This is a genomic window from Mesorhizobium sp. B283B1A (genome assembly GCF_020165735.1).
Lineage (GTDB): Bacteria > Pseudomonadota > Alphaproteobacteria > Rhizobiales > Rhizobiaceae > Mesorhizobium > Mesorhizobium opportunistum.
On sequence record NZ_JAIUIQ010000020.1, the window covers coordinates 92,896 to 109,726 of the forward strand.

Below are 16,831 nucleotides of genomic sequence, written 5' to 3' on the forward strand. Positions count from 1 at the left end.
AAATGCGCGTCCATGGACTTTCCCCGTAAATGCCGCCGCGTTTCAACCCTACGACGAGACCACGGGATGTAAAGATGAAAATGATCCGGGCACTGTTTACCGAACGTTAAGGTTAACAATCGGTAAACTTTTACTAAAATCAAAAGCACCCCTCCGCAAACTAGCCGCGGGATGCCCTCTTGGCGCTTTTGATTTCCTTGGCAAAGGGCCAGACCGTGGTCGACATGGTCTCGATACCCGACGCGCTGAGCGCGGAGCCGAACAGGAAGCCCTGCACGAGATCCGGCTTGACCTCGAGCGCCAGGATCTTGAGCTGTTCGAAGGTTTCGACGCCTTCGACCGTTACCGAAAGCCCCAGCGGCCGCGAAAGATTGACGATGCCCTTGAGCAGCTCCAGCGAACGGGAGTTCTGGGTGACGTCCATGAGGAACGAACGATCGATCTTGATCTTGTCGAGCGGCAGCTTGTGCAGATAGCTCAGGCTCGAATAGCCGGTGCCGAAGTCGTCGAGCGCGATGCGCACGCCAATCTGCTTCAGCTCCTCGATGTACTGGCGCGTCAGCGACTTATCGTCGAGCAGCGCCGTTTCGGTGACCTCGATCTCCAGCCGGCCGGCAGCGAGACCGGAGTTCGCCAAGGCATCGCGAACCTTCTGGATGACGTCGCGGCTGCGGAAATCCTTGGCGGAGAGGTTGACCGAGACGCTGGTCTGGTCAGGCCATTTGGCACATTCGGTGCAGGCCGCATGCAGCACGAAGGTGCTGATTTCCGAAATGATGCCCATTTCCTCTGCCAGCGGAATGAAGATGCCTGGTGAGACCGGGCCGAGATCGGGATGGTCCCAGCGGCACAGCGCCTCGCAACTGGCGATGCGCATGGTGCTCATCGCCACGATCGGCTGGTAGACCACCCGCAGGCCCTTGCTTTCCACCGCGCTGCGCAGGTCAGCTTTCATCAGCTGGCGATTGCGGAAGGCGGCGTCCATCGCCGCCTCGAACAGGCGCCACCCGTTCTTGCCGAGTTCCTTGGCCTTGTAGAGCGCCAGATCCGCCTTGACGATCATGGCATCGACATCGCTGTCGCTGACACGCGACAGCACCGCGCCGCCGCTGGCCTGGATGCGCAGCCCGTGACCGGCGACGTCCACTTCGCCCTGCAATGCGGCAAAGATCTCGTCGATCTCGATGGTCAGGTGGCTCTCATCCTCGATGCGGTCGAAGAAAACCATGAACTCGTCGCCGCCGAAACGGCTGACGGTGATGCCTTGCCCGGCGACGGCGGCAAGACGTTCGGCGACCGCATAGATCAACCCGTCGCCGATCGGATGCCCAAGCGTATCGTTGACGCTCTTGAAGTCGTCGAGGTCGAGCACGGCGAGGCCGCAGAGACGGTCGCGATCGCCCGAAGCCATCGCCTCGCCGATCAGTTCATGGAAATAGGCTCGATTGGGCAGGCCGGTGAGATTGTCGTAGCGCGCCATGAAGCGGATCTTGTCTTCCGCCTCGACGCGCGCCGTCACGTCCTCGAAGGTGATGACCCCCAGTTCCTGGCTGCCTTCGCGGGCCGAGAATTCATAATGCTGGCCATTGGCGAGGGAAACCAGAACCTTGCGGTCGCGGCCTTCGCGCAGCGCGCGCGTCAGCTGGGCCTCGATGTAGCGGCAGTCCTTCGGCGCCAGCATGCCGCCGGCGACGCCGCGCATCAAGAGACCGTGGATTGATCGTCCGAGCAGCGCGTCGGCCGATTTGAGCGACATCAAATGCGCGGCCTCGGCATTGGCGACCGCCACCCGGCCGTCCGGGCCAAGCATGACAAGGCCGTGCGACATGGTGTTGAGCGCCCGGTTGAAACGCTGGGCGAGGCGGTTTGCCTTCTTTTCCTCCGACAGCGCCGCGAAAAGCACCTCGCGGACCAGATCGGCGAAGCGCTTGATGGCGAACAGGAAGGGCGCCGAAAGCAGGCCAAGAATGAAATGGTAGGGATCGCCGCGCAGGATAAAGCCGAGAGAGATCGGCCATGTCATGGTCATGATGAAGATCATCACCATCCTGGGCGAACCATAGTTGCGGCCGGCGATGGACGTGGCTGACGCCAGCGTCACGCAGACCGCGGCGATCTCGGCAAACCCGTCATAGGCGAGATAGATGCCGACGAAACAGAAGGCTCCCAGCATGAAACCATGCATGGAGCCGTACAAAATATAGTCGTTCTCGCGCCGGCGGGCCTCCTCCCAGCTCTTGGGCGTCGGTGCGTGCCGGTACTTGCGGATGTTGCGCAAGCGCAGGAAGGCGACGGTCAGGAAACCAAACGTCACCGCAAGGTAAGCCGGGTCCCTGGTCTTCCAGTAGACGAGCACCACCAGCAGGGTCTGGGCAAAGAATCCGATCGAAAGCGTCAATCCGTCGCGAAACAGGGTTTCCACGAACGGAATGTAGACGTCGACCGGGATCTCGTTCTTTTTTCTCAGATTCACGCCTGAATCCCAACCCTTGGGAGCCAAGCAGTGCCATATTCGCCTTAAGAAACATTTAGAGGGGCGGCCGCCCGCTCGCGGTCAAGGGAGTTGACGCAAGGGAAAGTCGGGAAAATGCGGTTCAGGTAAACAAGCCGTATCCGTCATTCGGCGGCCTGGAGTTCCGGCCGCTTCGAGGCGGCTGACAGCCGTTCGAGGAGCCTTTGGCGCTCTCCAGCGGCCTTTTCGGCGCTGGCCTGCCGGACATGGCCATAGCCACGGATGAGTGCCGGAACCGACATGAGGGCGGTCGCTGCCTCGACCTTGCCCGGCGCCAGCGACTTCGAGACAAGCTCGAGATCGCTCTCATACCGTGCCAAAAGCTGCCGTTCCATGCGCCGCTCGCCGGTGTATCCGAACAGGTCGAAAGCGGTGCCGCGCAGGCCCTTGAGCGCCGCAAGCAGGCGAAACCCCTTCATCATCCAAGGGCCGAAGCTCGATTTCCTCGGTTTGCCGTCATTGCCGCGCCGTCCCATGATCGGCGGCGCGAGATGGAATTCGAGCTTTTCGTAGCTCTGGAACTGCTTGCCAAGCTCGGCGGCGAAGGAACCGTCGGTGTAAAGCCGCGCCACCTCGTACTCGTCCTTGATCGCCATCAGCTTGAACAGGTTCCTGGCCGCGGCCTCGGTCACGGCGGTCGAACCCGGCACGGCCTTCGTTTCGGCAGCACGCAGGCGGGCCAGCGTGTGGGCATAACGCTTACCGTAGGCCGCGTTCTGGTAGGCGGTCAGGAAGGCGACACGGCGGCCAATGATCTCGTCCAGCGTCTGCGCGACCGGGGCGGCCTGCCCGGCCTTGCCCGGCTGCGCGACGAGGCCCCGCACGAAATCCGGCTCGTGTGCCGCGCGGCGGCCCCAGCGGAAGGCGGCGATGTTCATCGCCACGGCTTCGCCGTTGAGTTCGATCGCCCTTTCGACCGCCTCGGCCGACAGCGGCAGGCCGCCATGCTGGAAGGCGAAGCCGAGCATGAACATGTTGGCGCCGAGCGAATTGCCGAACAGCGCGGTGGCGGTGCGGGTGGCATCGAAGAAATGCGCCTTGTCGTCGCCGGCCGCGCTCCGGATCGCCTTCTTCAGGCGCTCGATGGGCAGCGAGAAATCGGCCGAGCGCGCAAACTCGCCGGGCATGATCTCGGCGGTGTTGGCGAGAAAGATCGTATGGCCCTCGCGCACCGCCGTCAGCACCTTCTTGGCGCCCGACACGACGAGGTCGCAGCCAAGCACCAGGTCGGCCTTGCCCGCCGAAACGCGGATGGCATGGATGTCGTCCGGTGTGCGGGCGATGCGCACATGGGTAAACACCGAACCGCCCTTCTGGGCGAGGCCGGCCATGTCGATCATGCCGCAGCCCTTGTCCTCGAGATGGGCCGCCATGCCGAGCACCGCACCTACGGTGACCACGCCGGTGCCGCCGACGCCGTCGATGATCGCCGCCCAGCCCTCGGAGCCCAGCGGGAATTCGGCAGGGGTCGGCACGCCGTCGAGCGGATCGGCCTTGCCGGCCAGGCCTTCGGCCTTCCTGATCTTGGCACCGTGCACGGTGACGAAGGAGGGGCAGAAGCCGTTGACGCAGGAGAAGTCCTTGTTGCAGCTCGACTGGTCGATCTTGCGCTTGCGGCCGAATTCGGTTTCGACCGGCTGGATCGAGACGCAGTTCGACTGCACGCCGCAGTCTCCGCAGCCCTCGCAGACCAGCTCGTTGATGAAGACGCGCTTGTCGGGATCGGGAAAGGTGCCGCGCTTGCGGCGCCGGCGCTTTTCGGCCGCGCAGGTCTGGTCGTAGATCAGGATCGACACGCCCTTGACGTCGCGCAGCTCGCGCTGGACGAGATCGAGGTCGTCGCGGTGATGGATGGATGCGCCGGCCGGGAATTCGACCTTGCCCGCATATTTGTCGGGCTCGTCGGTGACGATGGCGATGCGGTCGACGCCCTCCGCCCGCACCTGCCTGGCGATCATGTCGACGGTCAGGCCGCCCTCATGCGGCTGGCCGCCGGTCATCGCGACGGCGTCGTTGTAGAGGATCTTGTAGGTGATGTTGGCCTCGCTCGACAGGGCGAAGCGGATCGCCAGCGTGCCGGAATGGTTGTAGGTGCCGTCGCCGAGATTCTGGAAGATGTGGTCGCGCTTGGAGAACGGCGCCTGGCCGACCCATTGCGCGCCCTCGCCGCCCATGGCCGTGAAGCCGAGCGTGTTGCGGTCCATCCACAGCGCCATGAAATGGCAGCCGATGCCGGCGGCGGCGATCGAGCCGTCCGGCACCTTGGTCGAGGAATTGTGCGGACAACCCGAACAGAAGAAGGGCGTGCGCGAGCCGATGTCGGTGGCGTCCGCCAGCATCGCCTGGAACTGGCGCAGCTTGCCCACCCGCGCCGAAATCTCTTCCGACGGACCAATGGTCTTCACGATCCTCTCGCCGAGGGCAATCGCGATCTCGTTGGGATCGAGCGCGCCCTTGGCGGGAAACAGCCAGTCGCCGCGCTCGTCCTTCTTGCCGACGATGACCGGCTGCGAGGCGGTTCCGTAGAGGCTTTCGCGCAGTTGCACCTCGATCAGCGAGCGCTTTTCCTCGACCACGACGATAGTATCGAGGCCGCGGGCAAAGTCGGCGATGTGATGCAGGTCGAGCGGCCACGGGCAGCCGACCTTGAACAGCCGCACGCCGATACGGTTGGCGGCCGCCTCGTCGATGCCGATGTCCTCCAGCGCCTGGCGCACATCCAGATAGCTCTTGCCCAGGGTGATGATGCCGATCTTCGGGCTGCGGCCGCCCGAATAGACGATGCGGTTCAAACCGTTGGCATGGATGAAGGCGGATGCCGCGGCGCGCTTGTGTTCATGCAGGCGCTCCTCCTGGCCCAGCATGTCGATCTCGTGGCGGATGTTGAGGCCGCCGGGCGGCATGTCGAACTCCGGCACGACGATGCTCAGCCGCTCGAGCGAGGCATCGACCGAGGCCGTCGATTCGATATTGTCCTTGACGCATTTGATCGCCGCCCAGGTGCCGGCAAAGCGCGACATGGCAAAGCCGTAGAGGCCGTAATCGATGATCTCCTGGACACCGGCCGGGTTGAGGATCGGCACCATGGTGTCGACGAACAGGAATTCGGTGGCATGCGCATTGGTCGAGGATTCGGCCATATGGTCGTCGCCCATCAGCGCAAGCACGCCGCCATGCTTCGACGAGCCGGCGAGATTGGCGTGGCGGAACACGTCGCCCGAACGATCGACGCCAGGCCCCTTGCCGTACCAGACGGAAAACACGCCGTCATGGGTGCCCTCGCCCAGCAATTCCGTCTGCTGCGATCCCCAGCAGGCGGTCGCGGCAAGCTCCTCGTTGAGGCCGGGCTGGAAGACGATGTCGGCTCCCGCGAGCTGCTTCTTGGCCTTCCACAGCTGCATGTCGAGGCCGCCGAGCGGCGAACCGCGATAGCCGGAGACGAAACCGGCCGTGTTCAAGCCGGCGCGACGGTCGCGCTCGCGCTGCATTAGAAGCATGCGAATGACCGCCTGCGCGCCGGACAGGAAGATGCGCTCCTTCCCGAGATCGAACTTGTCGTCGAGCGCGACATCGTGCAGCGTCATCAGGATTTCCTCTGCGAAGGCCGCGTGGGGCAGCAGCCAACGTCGGGATCGGATGACGCATCCTTTCTCCCCTTGCAAGGCAGGTCAAACAAAATCGAAGGGACCAGGCGACGCGCAACAACAGTCCGGCAGGTGCCGGATCGCGCACGAACCAGCGCGCCGATCGTGCGACGACGCACGAAAATTCCAGCCAAATCCATGCCGGTCGGAAAGTGTCAGCCGGCTTTCGAACAATCCGGCTTCGGCTCGCCCGGCAGCTTGCCGTCGGGATGGCCTGCGAGGTCGGGATTGGCCGTATAGAGCTGGTCGATGACCAGCGGCCGGTCGGGCAGGATCGACTGGTCTTCCGTCGACATCAGCGTGGTGTCGATCTTCTGCAGGACCGCACCGTCGGCGCCCTTGATGCTGATGGCGATGGCATAGGGCTTGTTCTTGACGATGCAGGTCAGCGCCGGGCTCTCAAGGCTCACCTTGCCGAGCTTCGGCCAGACCTTCTGCTCGACCACGATAGGGGCACCGCCGGCCGGATTCTGGAAACTGGCAACCGCCACCTGGCCCTCACCCATCGGCTGCAAGGGCCGCAGCGTCACGACATAGGTCGCCCGGGCGAGACGGTAGTTGAAGACGAATATCTTGCCCGAAACCTCGAACAGCTTGCCTTCGCCGTCCTTGCCCGTATCCCGGCAGGCGCCGATAGCAACGGCGGCGATCAGCATGGCGCCGACAACGACCGAACGGGAAATCCTTCTAAGCATTCTTGACCTCATGGGCCGCCATGCGGCGGCGGCGATAGTGACGGCTTGCCTTCTGCCGGTTGCCGCACACCGCCATGTCGCACCAAAGGCGGCTGGAATTGCGGCTCCTGTCGACGAACAGCCAGGTGCAGTTGGGACAGATCCTCAATCTCGCGACTGTATCGTCCCGAAGCAGCGACAGCGCCGAAACCGCCAGCGCCGCCTCGAAGGCGATCGGCGTCACGGGGTCGCCGAACGGCCTTCCCGGTGCGCCGATCTCGGTCCGGCTGCCAGCCAGACCCTCGGCACAGGCCCTCAGGAACCCGGGCATATCCGCGGTCTCGAGCACCCCTTTCGACACCGCACCGCGAAACAGCCGGTCGGTCGCCTCGCGGATCGACAGCACGACGGGCGCGATCGCTGAGGGAGAGGAAACCGCAAGCCGCCTGTCGCCAAGCTCGTCGGCGCGAAAACCGCTGGCTGCCTCGGCAAAGCGGGCGATTTCGGCGGGATCGTCGAAGCGGTCGAAGGTGCGCTGCGGATCGCCGCGCAGCACGACGGTGTTCGCCGTATCGAGCGCGAGCAGGCCGCCGGTGAAGCGATGCGGGGTCCAGGCAACTGTCATACCCAAAATCTAACCGATAAATCGCATTTGACAAGTTAGATTCGCCGATGCAAACCTCCTGTGGTTACGCTATCGTCGCCTTTGTCTTGAGCATTCCGTCTGCCCAAACCGCTGCGCTTTGGGCGACATGCTTTGCAGGTTTTGCATGCTCTATTTGTTCCAGCAGGTGCTGAACGGGCTGCATTCGGGTGCGCTCTATGCGTTGCTTGCCTTCGGCTACGTACTGACCAACGGCATCCTGCACCGCACCAACCTTGCCTATGGCGCGCTGTTCGCCTTCTGCGGCCAGGCAATGATCCTGACCGTCGCCTTTGGCTATCAGGTGCTGTGGCTGACGCTGCTGGCTTCGGTGCTGCTCGGCGTCGTCGCGGCCTTGCTCTATGCCGCGCTCATCAGCCATGTCCTGTCGCGCAGCGTCTTCGAGCCGCTGGCCGACCGCACGCCCAATGCCATCGTGGTGACGACGCTCGGCATCCTGCTGGTGCTATCGGAAGCGAGCCGCATCGCGGCCGACACGCATGATCTGTGGCTGCCGCCAATGCTGGCCCAGCCTATCGTTTTCGCCGAGGGCGCCGGCTTCATGGCGACGTTGACGCTGATCCAGGTGCTCGACTGCGCGGCTGTCCTGGCAGCGGTTCTGCTCGCCACCTGGGTGTTTGCTCGCTCGAGCTTCGGCCGGTCCTGGCGCGCGGTCTCCGACGACCCGGGCGCGGCCGCGCTGTGCGGCGTTGACGTGCGCGCTGTGTTCCGGCGCGCCGTGTTATACGGTGGCTTGTGCGCGGCGCTGGCCGGCGTCATGGCCAGCCTCTACTACGGCAATGTCAGCTTCGGGTCCGGTCTCGTCTACGGGTTGAAGATCCTGTTCGTGACGGCGGTCGGCGGCTATCTCTCGCCGCCACGGGCAGCGCTGGGCGCAGCCGCCTTCGGCATGGCCGAATCGCTTTGGGCCGGCTATTTCCCGATCGAATGGCGCGATGCGTGGATGTATCTGTTCCTGGTGGCCATGCTGGTGCTGATCGGCGCCGGCCGCGACACCAGCAAAGTCGTCTGAACCGATCAGACTTTGGTTGCATGACGCGCGGGCAGACCGCCAGTCTTTGGCCCCCGCTTTAATCGATGCTGTTTTGTTGCCTCCATCCTTGTTGACCCGTCCGGCCACGCGCGGCATACCGTTGGGCCACGCGGCGTGACGACAAAAAGGGGGAGTCGGCACGCCTCCGATAAAAGGGAGGAATGCATGGCAGGGCTTCTCGCTCTCTCCAGGGCGATCGACCGCCTCAACGAATTCATCGGCAAGTCGGTGTCCTGGCTGATCCTGCTGGCGATCCTCGTGAGCGCGGTCAACGCCGTGATCCGCAAGGTTTTCGACATTTCGTCGAATGCGTGGCTGGAGCTGCAATGGTATCTGTTCGGCGCAGCCTTCATGCTGGCTGCCGCCTATACGCTGAAGCAGAACGAGCATATCCGCATCGACATCGTCTACGGCCTGTTCTCACGCCGCGTGCAGCACTGGATCGACCTTCTCGGTCATCTCCTGTTCCTGATGCCGTTCGTGACGCTGATGGTGTTCTATTTCGTGCCCTACGTGCGGCTGTCGTTTCACAGCGGCGAAATGTCCAACAATTCCGGAGGCCTGATCGTTTGGCCGGCCAAGGCCATCCTGCTGGTCGGCTTTTTCCTGCTGGCGCTGCAGGGCATTTCCGAGATCATCAAGAAGATCGCCATCATACGCGGCGACATGGACGATCCCAACCCCTTCATTTCCGTGCACGAACAGGCTGAGCTCGAAGCCAAGGCGCTCGCCGACGAGGTGCGCTCGTGATGGAGTTCATTGCCCAGAACATGGCGCCGATCATGTTCGCCTCGCTGATCCTGTTCATGCTGATCGGCTATCCTGTCGCCTTTTCGCTGGCCGCCAACGGATTGATGTTCTTTTTTATCGGCGTGCTCCTGACGCCCTATTCGGGCGGTGCGATCAACCTCGCCTGGCCGCTGCTCTATGCGCTTCCGGACAATTTCTACGGCAGTCGGGTGATGTCGAACGACACGCTGCTGGCGATCCCGTTTTTCACCTTCATGGGCATCGTGCTCGAGCGATCGGGCATGGCCGAGGACCTGCTCGACACGATCGGCCAGCTGTTCGGACCGATCCGCGGCGGTCTCGCCTACGCGGTGATCTTCGTCGGCGCTCTGCTGGCGGCGACCACCGGCGTGGTGGCGGCATCGGTCATCGCCATGGGACTGATCTCGCTGCCGATCATGCTGCGCTATGGCTATGACCGCCGGCTGGCGTCCGGCGTCATCGCCGCCTCCGGCACGCTCGCGCAGATCATCCCACCGTCGTTGGTGCTGATCGTGCTCGCCGACCAGCTCGGCCGCTCGGTCGGCGACATGTATGCCGGCGCGCTGATCCCCGGCCTGGTGCTGACAGGACTCTACGCGCTTTACATTCTCATCGTGTCGATCTTCCGGCCGAAGATGATGCCGGCGCTGCCACTCGAAGCACGCACGCTTGGACATGGCGTGATGTCGCTGCTGGTGGCGCTGGTGGCAGCGGTGGCCATATCCTATGCGGCGTACCGCTATCTGGCGCCGGCGCATGGCGACAATGCCGATATTCTGGGCGCCACGGCCGGCGTGATCGTGATCTATATCGTCGCGATTGCCGACCGGCGGCTGAATATCCACATGATGTCCAGGCTGGCGCAGCAGGTGGTCATCGTGCTGATCCCGCCGCTGGCGCTGATCTTCCTGGTGCTGGGCACCATCTTCCTCGGCATTGCCACGCCGACGGAAGGCGGCGCCATGGGCGCGGTCGGCGCATTGGCGATGGCCGCGGCAAAGGGCCGGCTGTCGCTGGATGTGATCAAGCAAGCACTCGCCTCGACGACGCGACTATCGTCCTTCGTGCTGTTCATCCTGATCGGCGCGCGCGTGTTCTCGCTGACCTTCTACGGCGTCAACGGCCAGATATGGGTCGAGCACCTTTTGACTTCGCTGCCGGGCGGCGAAGTCGGCTTCCTGATCGGCGTCAACATCCTCGTCTTCTTCCTGGCCTTCTTCCTCGATTTCTTCGAGCTGGCCTTCATCATCGTGCCGCTGCTGGCGCCGGCGGCCGACAAGCTCGGCATCGACCTGATCTGGTTCGGCGTGCTGCTCGGCGTCAACATGCAGACCAGCTTCATGCACCCGCCCTTCGGCTTCGCGCTGTTCTACCTGCGCTCGGTCGCCGCGAGGGTGCCCTATCTCGACCGCCTCACCGGCAAGCAGGTCGCGCCGGTGACGACAGGCCAGATCTATTGGGGCGCGGTGCCGTTCGTCCTGATCCAGGTGATCATGATCGGGCTGACCATCTCCTTCCCGCAAATGGTGATGCGCTACAAAGGCACGGCGACCGATCCAGGCACGATCGACTACAAGGTACCGGAAATGCCCTCTCTATCGCCGCTCGGCGCCCCGCAGGACGGCAGCGCACCTGCCAATGGCGGCAATGCACCGGCCGCGCCCGGCACGCCGGACCTGTCGCAACCGCCGAGTTTCGGCGATGCGCCGCCGGCTAAGCCGGCGACGCCGACGCCGGACCTTTCGCAGCCACCAAGCTTCAACTGATGGGGACCACGCCATGAGAGCGGTGCGGCTGGAAGCGGTAGGCAGCATTTCGCTGCGCAAGGTCGACAAACCCGTTCCCGGACCGGACGATCTTCTGGTGCGGGTCGAAGCCTGTGGCGTCTGCGGCACCGACCGGCATCTTTTCCACGGCGAATTTCCCTGCAGGCCGCCAGTGACGCCCGGCCACGAATTCTCGGGCATCATCGAGGCTGTTGGAGCCGAAGTCTCCGGCTTTGCCATCGGCGACCGCGTCACCGGCGACCCCAATATCGCCTGCGGGCGGTGTCCGCATTGCCATGCCGGCCGGGTCAATCTCTGCCGCAATCTCAACGCCATCGGCATCCACCGCGACGGCGGGTTTGCCGACTATGTCGTGCTGCCGCAGAAACAGGCTTTTATCCTGCCCGCCGGTTTGAAGCCGACGCATGGCGCGTTCTGCGAGCCGCTCGGCTGCTGCCTGCATGGCGTGGACCTGGCCGAGATCAAGCCCGGCAGCTCGGTGGTCGTGCTCGGCGGCGGCGTGATTGGCCTGCTCACCGTGCAACTGGCGCGGCTGGCCGGCGCCACGACCATCATCCTGTCGACCAGGCAGGCCTCGCGGCGCGCACTCGCCGAGGAGTTAGGCGCGACAGCGATGGTTGACCCGACCGCCGGCGACGTCATCGATGCCATCGCCGGGCCGGCGGGCCTGATGCCGGGCGGCGTTGACGTGGTGTTCGAATGCGCCGGGGTGCGCGAGACCGTCGAGCAGTCGATGCGGCTGGCAAGGGCCGGTGGCACCGTCGTCGTCGTCGGCGTGACGCCGCAAGGCATGAAGGTGGAATTCGAACCCTTCGACCTGTTGTTTCGGGAACTCAAGGTGCTGGGCTCGTTTCTCAATCCCTACACGCACCGCCGCGCCGCCGAGCTGATCGCGTCGGGCGCGATCGAGATCGACCGGCTGATCTCCAGGCAAGTGCCGCTCGAAGAGGCGGCTGACGTGATTGTCAACCCACCAGCTCCAGGCGAGGTCAAGGTGCTGGTGGTGCCCGGTTTGGGCTGACAGGCGAGCTTTCGGAGTTGGCGCCGCCCCTTGGCGCCCTGCCGGGCGGATGAGGGGCGGCGCAGACTTCGACAGCGCTACAGTTTGCCGTTGCGCTGCTGGACCATCATGAAGGTGTCGTAATTGTATTCGGCCACCTGCGCCCAGAGATAGTGCTCCTTGCGGAAGCCCTTGATCGAATCCCAGATCTTCTTGAACGGCGCGTTGGAGGCTTCCATTTCGGTGTAGACTTCGTTGGCCTTCTCGAAACAGGCGGCCATGATGTCCTGGCTGAACGGACGCAGCTTCGCTCCCCCGGCCACCAGCCGTTTCACCGCTGGAGGGTTCAAATAGTCGTATTTCTGCAGCATGTTCGCATCGGCGGCCTGGGCGCATGTGCGCAACAGCGACTTGTAGGTCGGCGAAAGCTCTTCGTATTTCGCCTTGTTGAACATCAGGTGGACGGTCGGTCCGCCCTCCCACCAGCCGGGATAGTAGTAATAGGGCGCGACCTTGTAGAAGCCGAGCTTCTCGTCGTCATAGGGGCCGACCCATTCGGCGGCGTCGATGGTGCCTTTTTCCAGCGCCGGATAGATGTCGCCGCCGGCGATCTGCTGCGGCACGACGCCGAGCTTCTGCACCACCTTGCCGGCGAAGCCGCCGATGCGCATCTTGAGGCCGGAGAGGTCGGCGACCGTGTTGATCTCCTTGCGGAACCAGCCGCCCATCTGCACGCCGGTGTTGCCGCCGGGCAGGCCGAACAACCCTTGCGTGGCGAGAAACTCGTTGAACAGGTCGATGCCGCCGCCATGGTAGTGCCAGGCGTTCATGCCGCGCGCGTTGAGCGAGAAGGGAACGGCCGCACCCAGCGCCCATGTCGGATCCTTGCCCCAGTAGTAATATGCCACCGTGTGGCAGGCTTCGACGGTGCCGGCCGTGGTGGCGTCGGCGGCCTGCAGGCCGGGCACGAGTTCACCGGCGGCAAACACCTGGATCTGGAAATTGCCGTCGGTGGCTTCCGACAGCATCTTGGAGAACACCTCGGCGCCGCCATAGATGGTGTCGAGCGACTTCGGGAAGGACGACGCAAGCCGCCATGTCACCTTGGGATTTGACTGGGCTATTGCCGGTGCCGCAAGCGTGGCCGCCGCGGCGGCGGCGCCGACGCCGGTCACGCCGGCCCTGCGGATGAATGAACGACGATCCATGAAGTTCCTCCCTATTGGATCAACAGACCGAGTTCGGGAAATCCTCAACTCCCGCATCGGTTGGCCGAAACAATACACAGGCGAGAAGCCTAGTCCAGCACGGCGGCCGGATTTGGTGACCAAGCCGTGCAGCCCTGCAACTATAGTCTAACAGGCGGTTTCGTGGCCCATGCGAGATGCTGAAACTTGGCATGGAAAAATTTCGGGAGATCGCCTATTTTGGAGGCAGGACATCCTTGCCCAGATGGAAAACAGAGCCAAAATGCACCAGCCGCTCGTCGCCATATCGACCGACGTCCGTCAGTTCGACAACTACACCTGGCATGCCGCCCCACAGCAGTACCTGGAAGCCGCGATCACCGGCGCTGGCGTGTTCCCGCTGCTGGTGCCGTCATTCGGCGACAGGCTCGACTTCGACGAACTCCTGTCCTCAGTCGACGGCGTCATGGTCACCGGCTCGAAGTCCAACGTACATCCCTCGCTTTACGGCGGCGACGCCAGCGAGGCCAACGGCCCTTATGATCTGGCGCGTGACGCCACCACGCTGCCGCTGATCCGCAAGGCGATCGAGCGCGGCGTGCCGCTGCTTGCCATCTGCCGCGGCATCCAGGAGTTGAACGTCGCGCTCGGCGGCACACTCGGCACCGAGATCCAGGAGCGCGAAGGTTCGCTCGACCACCGCGCGCCCGTGAGCGACAAGCAGGACGAACGCTTCGCCATCCACCAAACCATTTCGATCAAGCCAGGCAGCTGCCTGGCCGGCGTGTTCGGTGCCGGCGACATGAAGGTCAATTCGTTGCACCGCCAGGCGATCGACCGGCTGGGGTCGAAACTCGAGGTCGAGGCTGTCGCCACTGACGGCACGGTCGAAGCGGTTTCGGTCAAGGGGGCCCGCGCCTTTGCCGTCGGGGTCCAGTGGCATCCGGAATACTGGGTCAAGTCGGACAGCAACTCGGTCAAGATTTTCCGCGCCTTCGGCGATGCGGTACGCCTGCATGCGGCTGCGAAAGCCGGTGCGCGGGCCGCTGCGGAATAATCAGTCTTCCGACTTCAAATCACCGGTTGCAGCCAGCGACAGCAAGGGCGTGGCTGGGGCATAGGATTCGTAACCGTTGCCGTCGGCAATGCTGAAAGTGACGATCGGATCGATGCCGTTGGCGCTGAAGGCGACCGAGCCGTCGGTTTGTTCACGCCAGAATTTTGCTTGCTCGATACCTGGCAGGAGCCGGCGGCAGGTCGGCGCGACGGTAACCAGCGACAAGCCGTCGGAAATTTCGGCGCCGCGGCTGACCGCGCAAGCCGCCTCGTCGCCATTGGCGACAAGCCTGTAGGTGCTGGACGGGGCGGGCTCGTTGGCCGCGCTTTCCCCAGTGCCGCCATGAAACAGCTGGATACCGCCAAAAAGCGCAGCGGCGGCGATCAATGCGGAGAGCGTCTTCATCCTGGTGTTCATCCCTGTAGACGGACAGGATAAACAATGATTTCCAAGGGTTAAGCCGACGTTAATAATTGTGGCAAACTGCCACTCAGCCGCGAGCCCTCACATTCGCAGTCTCCGGCACCGGCGTCAGCGGGCGGCGCTCGCCGAACCAGGACACAAGATTGTCGACGCACAGATCCGCCATGGCGCGGCGCGTGTGCTGCGAGGCCGACCCGACATGCGGCAACAAGGAGGTGTTCGGTGCATCGAGCAACGCCTTCGGAACATTCGGCTCGGCGGCGAAGACATCGAGGCCGGCGGCCGCGATGGTGCCGTTGGCCAGGGCTGCCGCAAGGGCGGCCTCATCGATCGTACTGCCGCGGCCGATGTTGACGAAGACGCCGTTGGCGCCGAGCGCCGACAGGATCTCGGCGTTGACCGCCTTCTGTGTCGAAGCGCCGCCGGGCGCCACCGAAATCAGCGTGTCGACCGCTTCGGCGAGGCCCTTGAGCGTCGGGTGATACTGGTAGGCAAGACCTTCGACGCGACGCCGGTTGTGGTAGGCGACCGGTAGGCCGAACGCTTCCAGCCGCCGGGCGATGGCTCGTCCGATGCGGCCCATGCCGAAAATGCCGACGCGGCGTGCACGCAAGGTCAGCCGGCTCAGCGGATAGTCGCCCTTCTTCGCCCAGCTGCCGTCGCGCAGCCAGGTTTCGGCGCGCGGCAGGTCGCGGATGGTGTTGATAAGCAGCCCGATCGCGGTGTCGGCGACCTCCTCGGTCAAGACGTCGGGCGTGTTGGTGACCATGATGTTGTTCGCCGCCGCATGGCCAACATCGACCGAATCATAACCGACGCCGAAGGAGGCGATCAGTTCGAGATTGGGCAGCGCATCCATCATCGCCGCGTTGATGCCGGCAAACGAAGCAATGCCCCGCACCGTGCTGCGCATCTCGTCGGTGACCAGCGCCGGATCGGCGCGCTCGATGGCGATGCGCCTGAAGGTCCGCTCGATGCGCCCAACCGCGTGGTCGCTGAAACCCGCCGGGACCAGAATGGCGACGGCTTGCAACTCTTCGGCCTTCGTCATGCACGCTCCACCGGTTTGCCGGTCGACTGGCGCACATGCAGTTCCGGCTTGATCAATTCCTGCGAGGGCCGCACCGTCTGCCCGTTGAGCTTGTCGAGCAGTGCGCTGGCGGCGCGGCGGCCAACCTCGCGCTGCCCGTTCCAGACGGTGGTCAGCGCCGGCGTGGCGATCGCCGCCTCTTCGAGATCGTCATAGCCGGTGACGGAGATGTCGACGCCGGGCACCAGGCCGGCACGCGCGATACCGTTCATCAATCCGATGGCGACAAGGTCGTTCCAGCAGCAGGCCGCGGTCGGCTTGTCCTTCAGTGCCAGGAACTGCCCGGCGGCCTCGAAGCCGGCCTGCTTGGTGCGCGGGCCGGCAATGCGCCAGGACGGCCTGACTTCCAGTCCTGCCGCTTCCATGGCGTTGACATAGCCCTGATAGCGGTCGCGTCCGGTCGAGGTCTGGTCGGTGCCGCCGATCATGGCGATGCGCTTATGGCCGAGCGAGATCAGGTGATTGGTGGCGAGCCCCGTTCCATAGGCATCGTCGCCGCGAAACACCGGCACGTCGGCGCCCTCGACAGTGCGCGCGATCAGCACCGCCGGCAGGCCGTTCTCCTCGGCCATCAGGATGTCGGAAGCCGGGGTGCCGATGGCCGGTGACATGATGACGCCATCGGCGCCGAGCTGCAGCAGCGTGTCGATGAAGGTGCGCTGTTTCTCGAGCTGGTCGTAGTGGTTGGACAGGATGAAGGTCTGCCGGCTGCGGTCGAGCTCGCTTTCGATCGAGCGCAGGATCTCGGCGAAGAACGGGTTCATGATGTCGTGCACGACGACGCCGACAATGCCCGAGCGCGAGGTGCGCAGGCTGGCGGCGCGGCGGTTGTAGATATAGCCGATGGCGCGGGCATGTTCCTTGATGCGATCGCGTGTCGAGCCGGCGACCAATGGGCTGTCGCGCAGCGCCAGCGAAACCGTGGCCGTGGACACGCCGAGCGCATCCGCGATCGTCGAAAGCTTGATTTTTTGTGCCAGCGCCTTGCG

General features: G+C 64.1%; 13 protein-coding genes. 5 read left to right on the forward strand and 8 right to left on the reverse strand.

What is annotated here, in order from left to right; all coding sequences use genetic code 11:
* Positions 1-160: 160 nt before the first annotated feature.
* From LB577_RS18705 to LB577_RS18720, 4 genes are all read right to left on the reverse strand, one after another.
* Positions 161-2,473 (reverse strand): putative bifunctional diguanylate cyclase/phosphodiesterase, encoded by a 2,313-nt coding sequence (locus LB577_RS18705; protein ID WP_224687814.1) that lies wholly within the window; start codon positions 2,471-2,473, stop codon positions 161-163.
* Between the two features lie 143 nt (positions 2,474-2,616).
* Complete coding sequence (locus LB577_RS18710; protein WP_263496155.1) at positions 2,617-6,099, reverse strand: indolepyruvate ferredoxin oxidoreductase family protein; 3,483 nt, start codon at positions 6,097-6,099, stop codon at positions 2,617-2,619.
* A 212-nt stretch (positions 6,100-6,311) separates the two neighbouring features.
* Entirely contained in the window at positions 6,312-6,851 is a 540-nt protein-coding gene (locus LB577_RS18715) for a hypothetical protein (RefSeq protein WP_224687816.1), read from the reverse strand.
* Complete coding sequence (locus LB577_RS18720) at positions 6,844-7,455, reverse strand: CGNR zinc finger domain-containing protein (protein ID WP_224687817.1); 612 nt, start codon at positions 7,453-7,455, stop codon at positions 6,844-6,846. The genes LB577_RS18715 and LB577_RS18720 overlap by 8 nt, the downstream gene beginning before the upstream one ends.
* Positions 7,456-7,600: 145 nt before the next feature.
* Between LB577_RS18720 and LB577_RS18725 the strand changes: the two genes are divergently transcribed.
* The 4 genes from LB577_RS18725 (at position 7,601) to LB577_RS18740 (ending at position 12,106) form a co-directional block, all read left to right on the forward strand.
* Complete coding sequence (locus LB577_RS18725; protein ID WP_224687818.1) at positions 7,601-8,506, forward strand: branched-chain amino acid ABC transporter permease; 906 nt, start codon at positions 7,601-7,603, stop codon at positions 8,504-8,506.
* A 186-nt stretch (positions 8,507-8,692) separates the two neighbouring features.
* Entirely contained in the window at positions 8,693-9,277 is a 585-nt protein-coding gene (locus tag LB577_RS18730; protein ID WP_023775902.1) for a TRAP transporter small permease subunit, read from the forward strand.
* Entirely contained in the window at positions 9,277-11,064 is a 1,788-nt protein-coding gene (locus LB577_RS18735) for a TRAP transporter large permease subunit (protein ID WP_031249645.1), read from the forward strand. Before LB577_RS18730 ends, LB577_RS18735 begins: the two co-directional genes overlap by 1 nt.
* A gap of 13 nt (positions 11,065-11,077) precedes the next feature.
* Positions 11,078-12,106 carry a zinc-dependent alcohol dehydrogenase family protein gene (locus LB577_RS18740; RefSeq protein WP_224687819.1) on the forward strand — a complete coding sequence of 343 codons (1,029 nt, stop codon included), beginning with the start codon at positions 11,078-11,080 and terminating at the stop codon, positions 12,104-12,106.
* A 77-nt stretch (positions 12,107-12,183) separates the two neighbouring features.
* Here the strand turns inward: LB577_RS18740 and LB577_RS18745 are convergent, their stop codons facing one another.
* On the reverse strand, positions 12,184-13,293 hold the full coding sequence (locus LB577_RS18745) for a TRAP transporter substrate-binding protein (RefSeq protein ID WP_224687820.1): 1,110 nt from the start codon (positions 13,291-13,293) through the stop codon (positions 12,184-12,186).
* 262 nt (positions 13,294-13,555) lie between these two features.
* On the opposite strand from LB577_RS18745, the gene LB577_RS18750 reads away from it, so the two are divergent.
* Positions 13,556-14,329, forward strand: a complete 774-nt coding sequence (locus tag LB577_RS18750) for a gamma-glutamyl-gamma-aminobutyrate hydrolase family protein (RefSeq protein ID WP_411969298.1) — start codon at positions 13,556-13,558, stop codon at positions 14,327-14,329.
* Here LB577_RS18750 and LB577_RS18755 read toward each other — a convergent pair whose 3' ends face one another.
* The 3 genes from LB577_RS18755 to LB577_RS18765 all read right to left on the reverse strand — a co-directional run bounded on the left by LB577_RS18755 (position 14,330) and on the right by LB577_RS18765 (position 16,822).
* Positions 14,330-14,734, reverse strand: a complete 405-nt coding sequence (locus tag LB577_RS18755) for a hypothetical protein (protein WP_224687822.1) — start codon at positions 14,732-14,734, stop codon at positions 14,330-14,332.
* An 85-nt stretch (positions 14,735-14,819) separates the two neighbouring features.
* Positions 14,820-15,803: a 2-hydroxyacid dehydrogenase gene (locus LB577_RS18760; RefSeq protein ID WP_224687823.1), complete on the reverse strand. Its 984-nt coding sequence runs from the start codon at positions 15,801-15,803 to the stop codon at positions 14,820-14,822.
* Entirely contained in the window at positions 15,800-16,822 is a 1,023-nt protein-coding gene (locus LB577_RS18765; protein ID WP_224687846.1) for a LacI family DNA-binding transcriptional regulator, read from the reverse strand. The genes LB577_RS18760 and LB577_RS18765 overlap by 4 nt, the downstream gene beginning before the upstream one ends.
* Between the last annotated feature and the right edge of the window lie 9 nt (positions 16,823-16,831).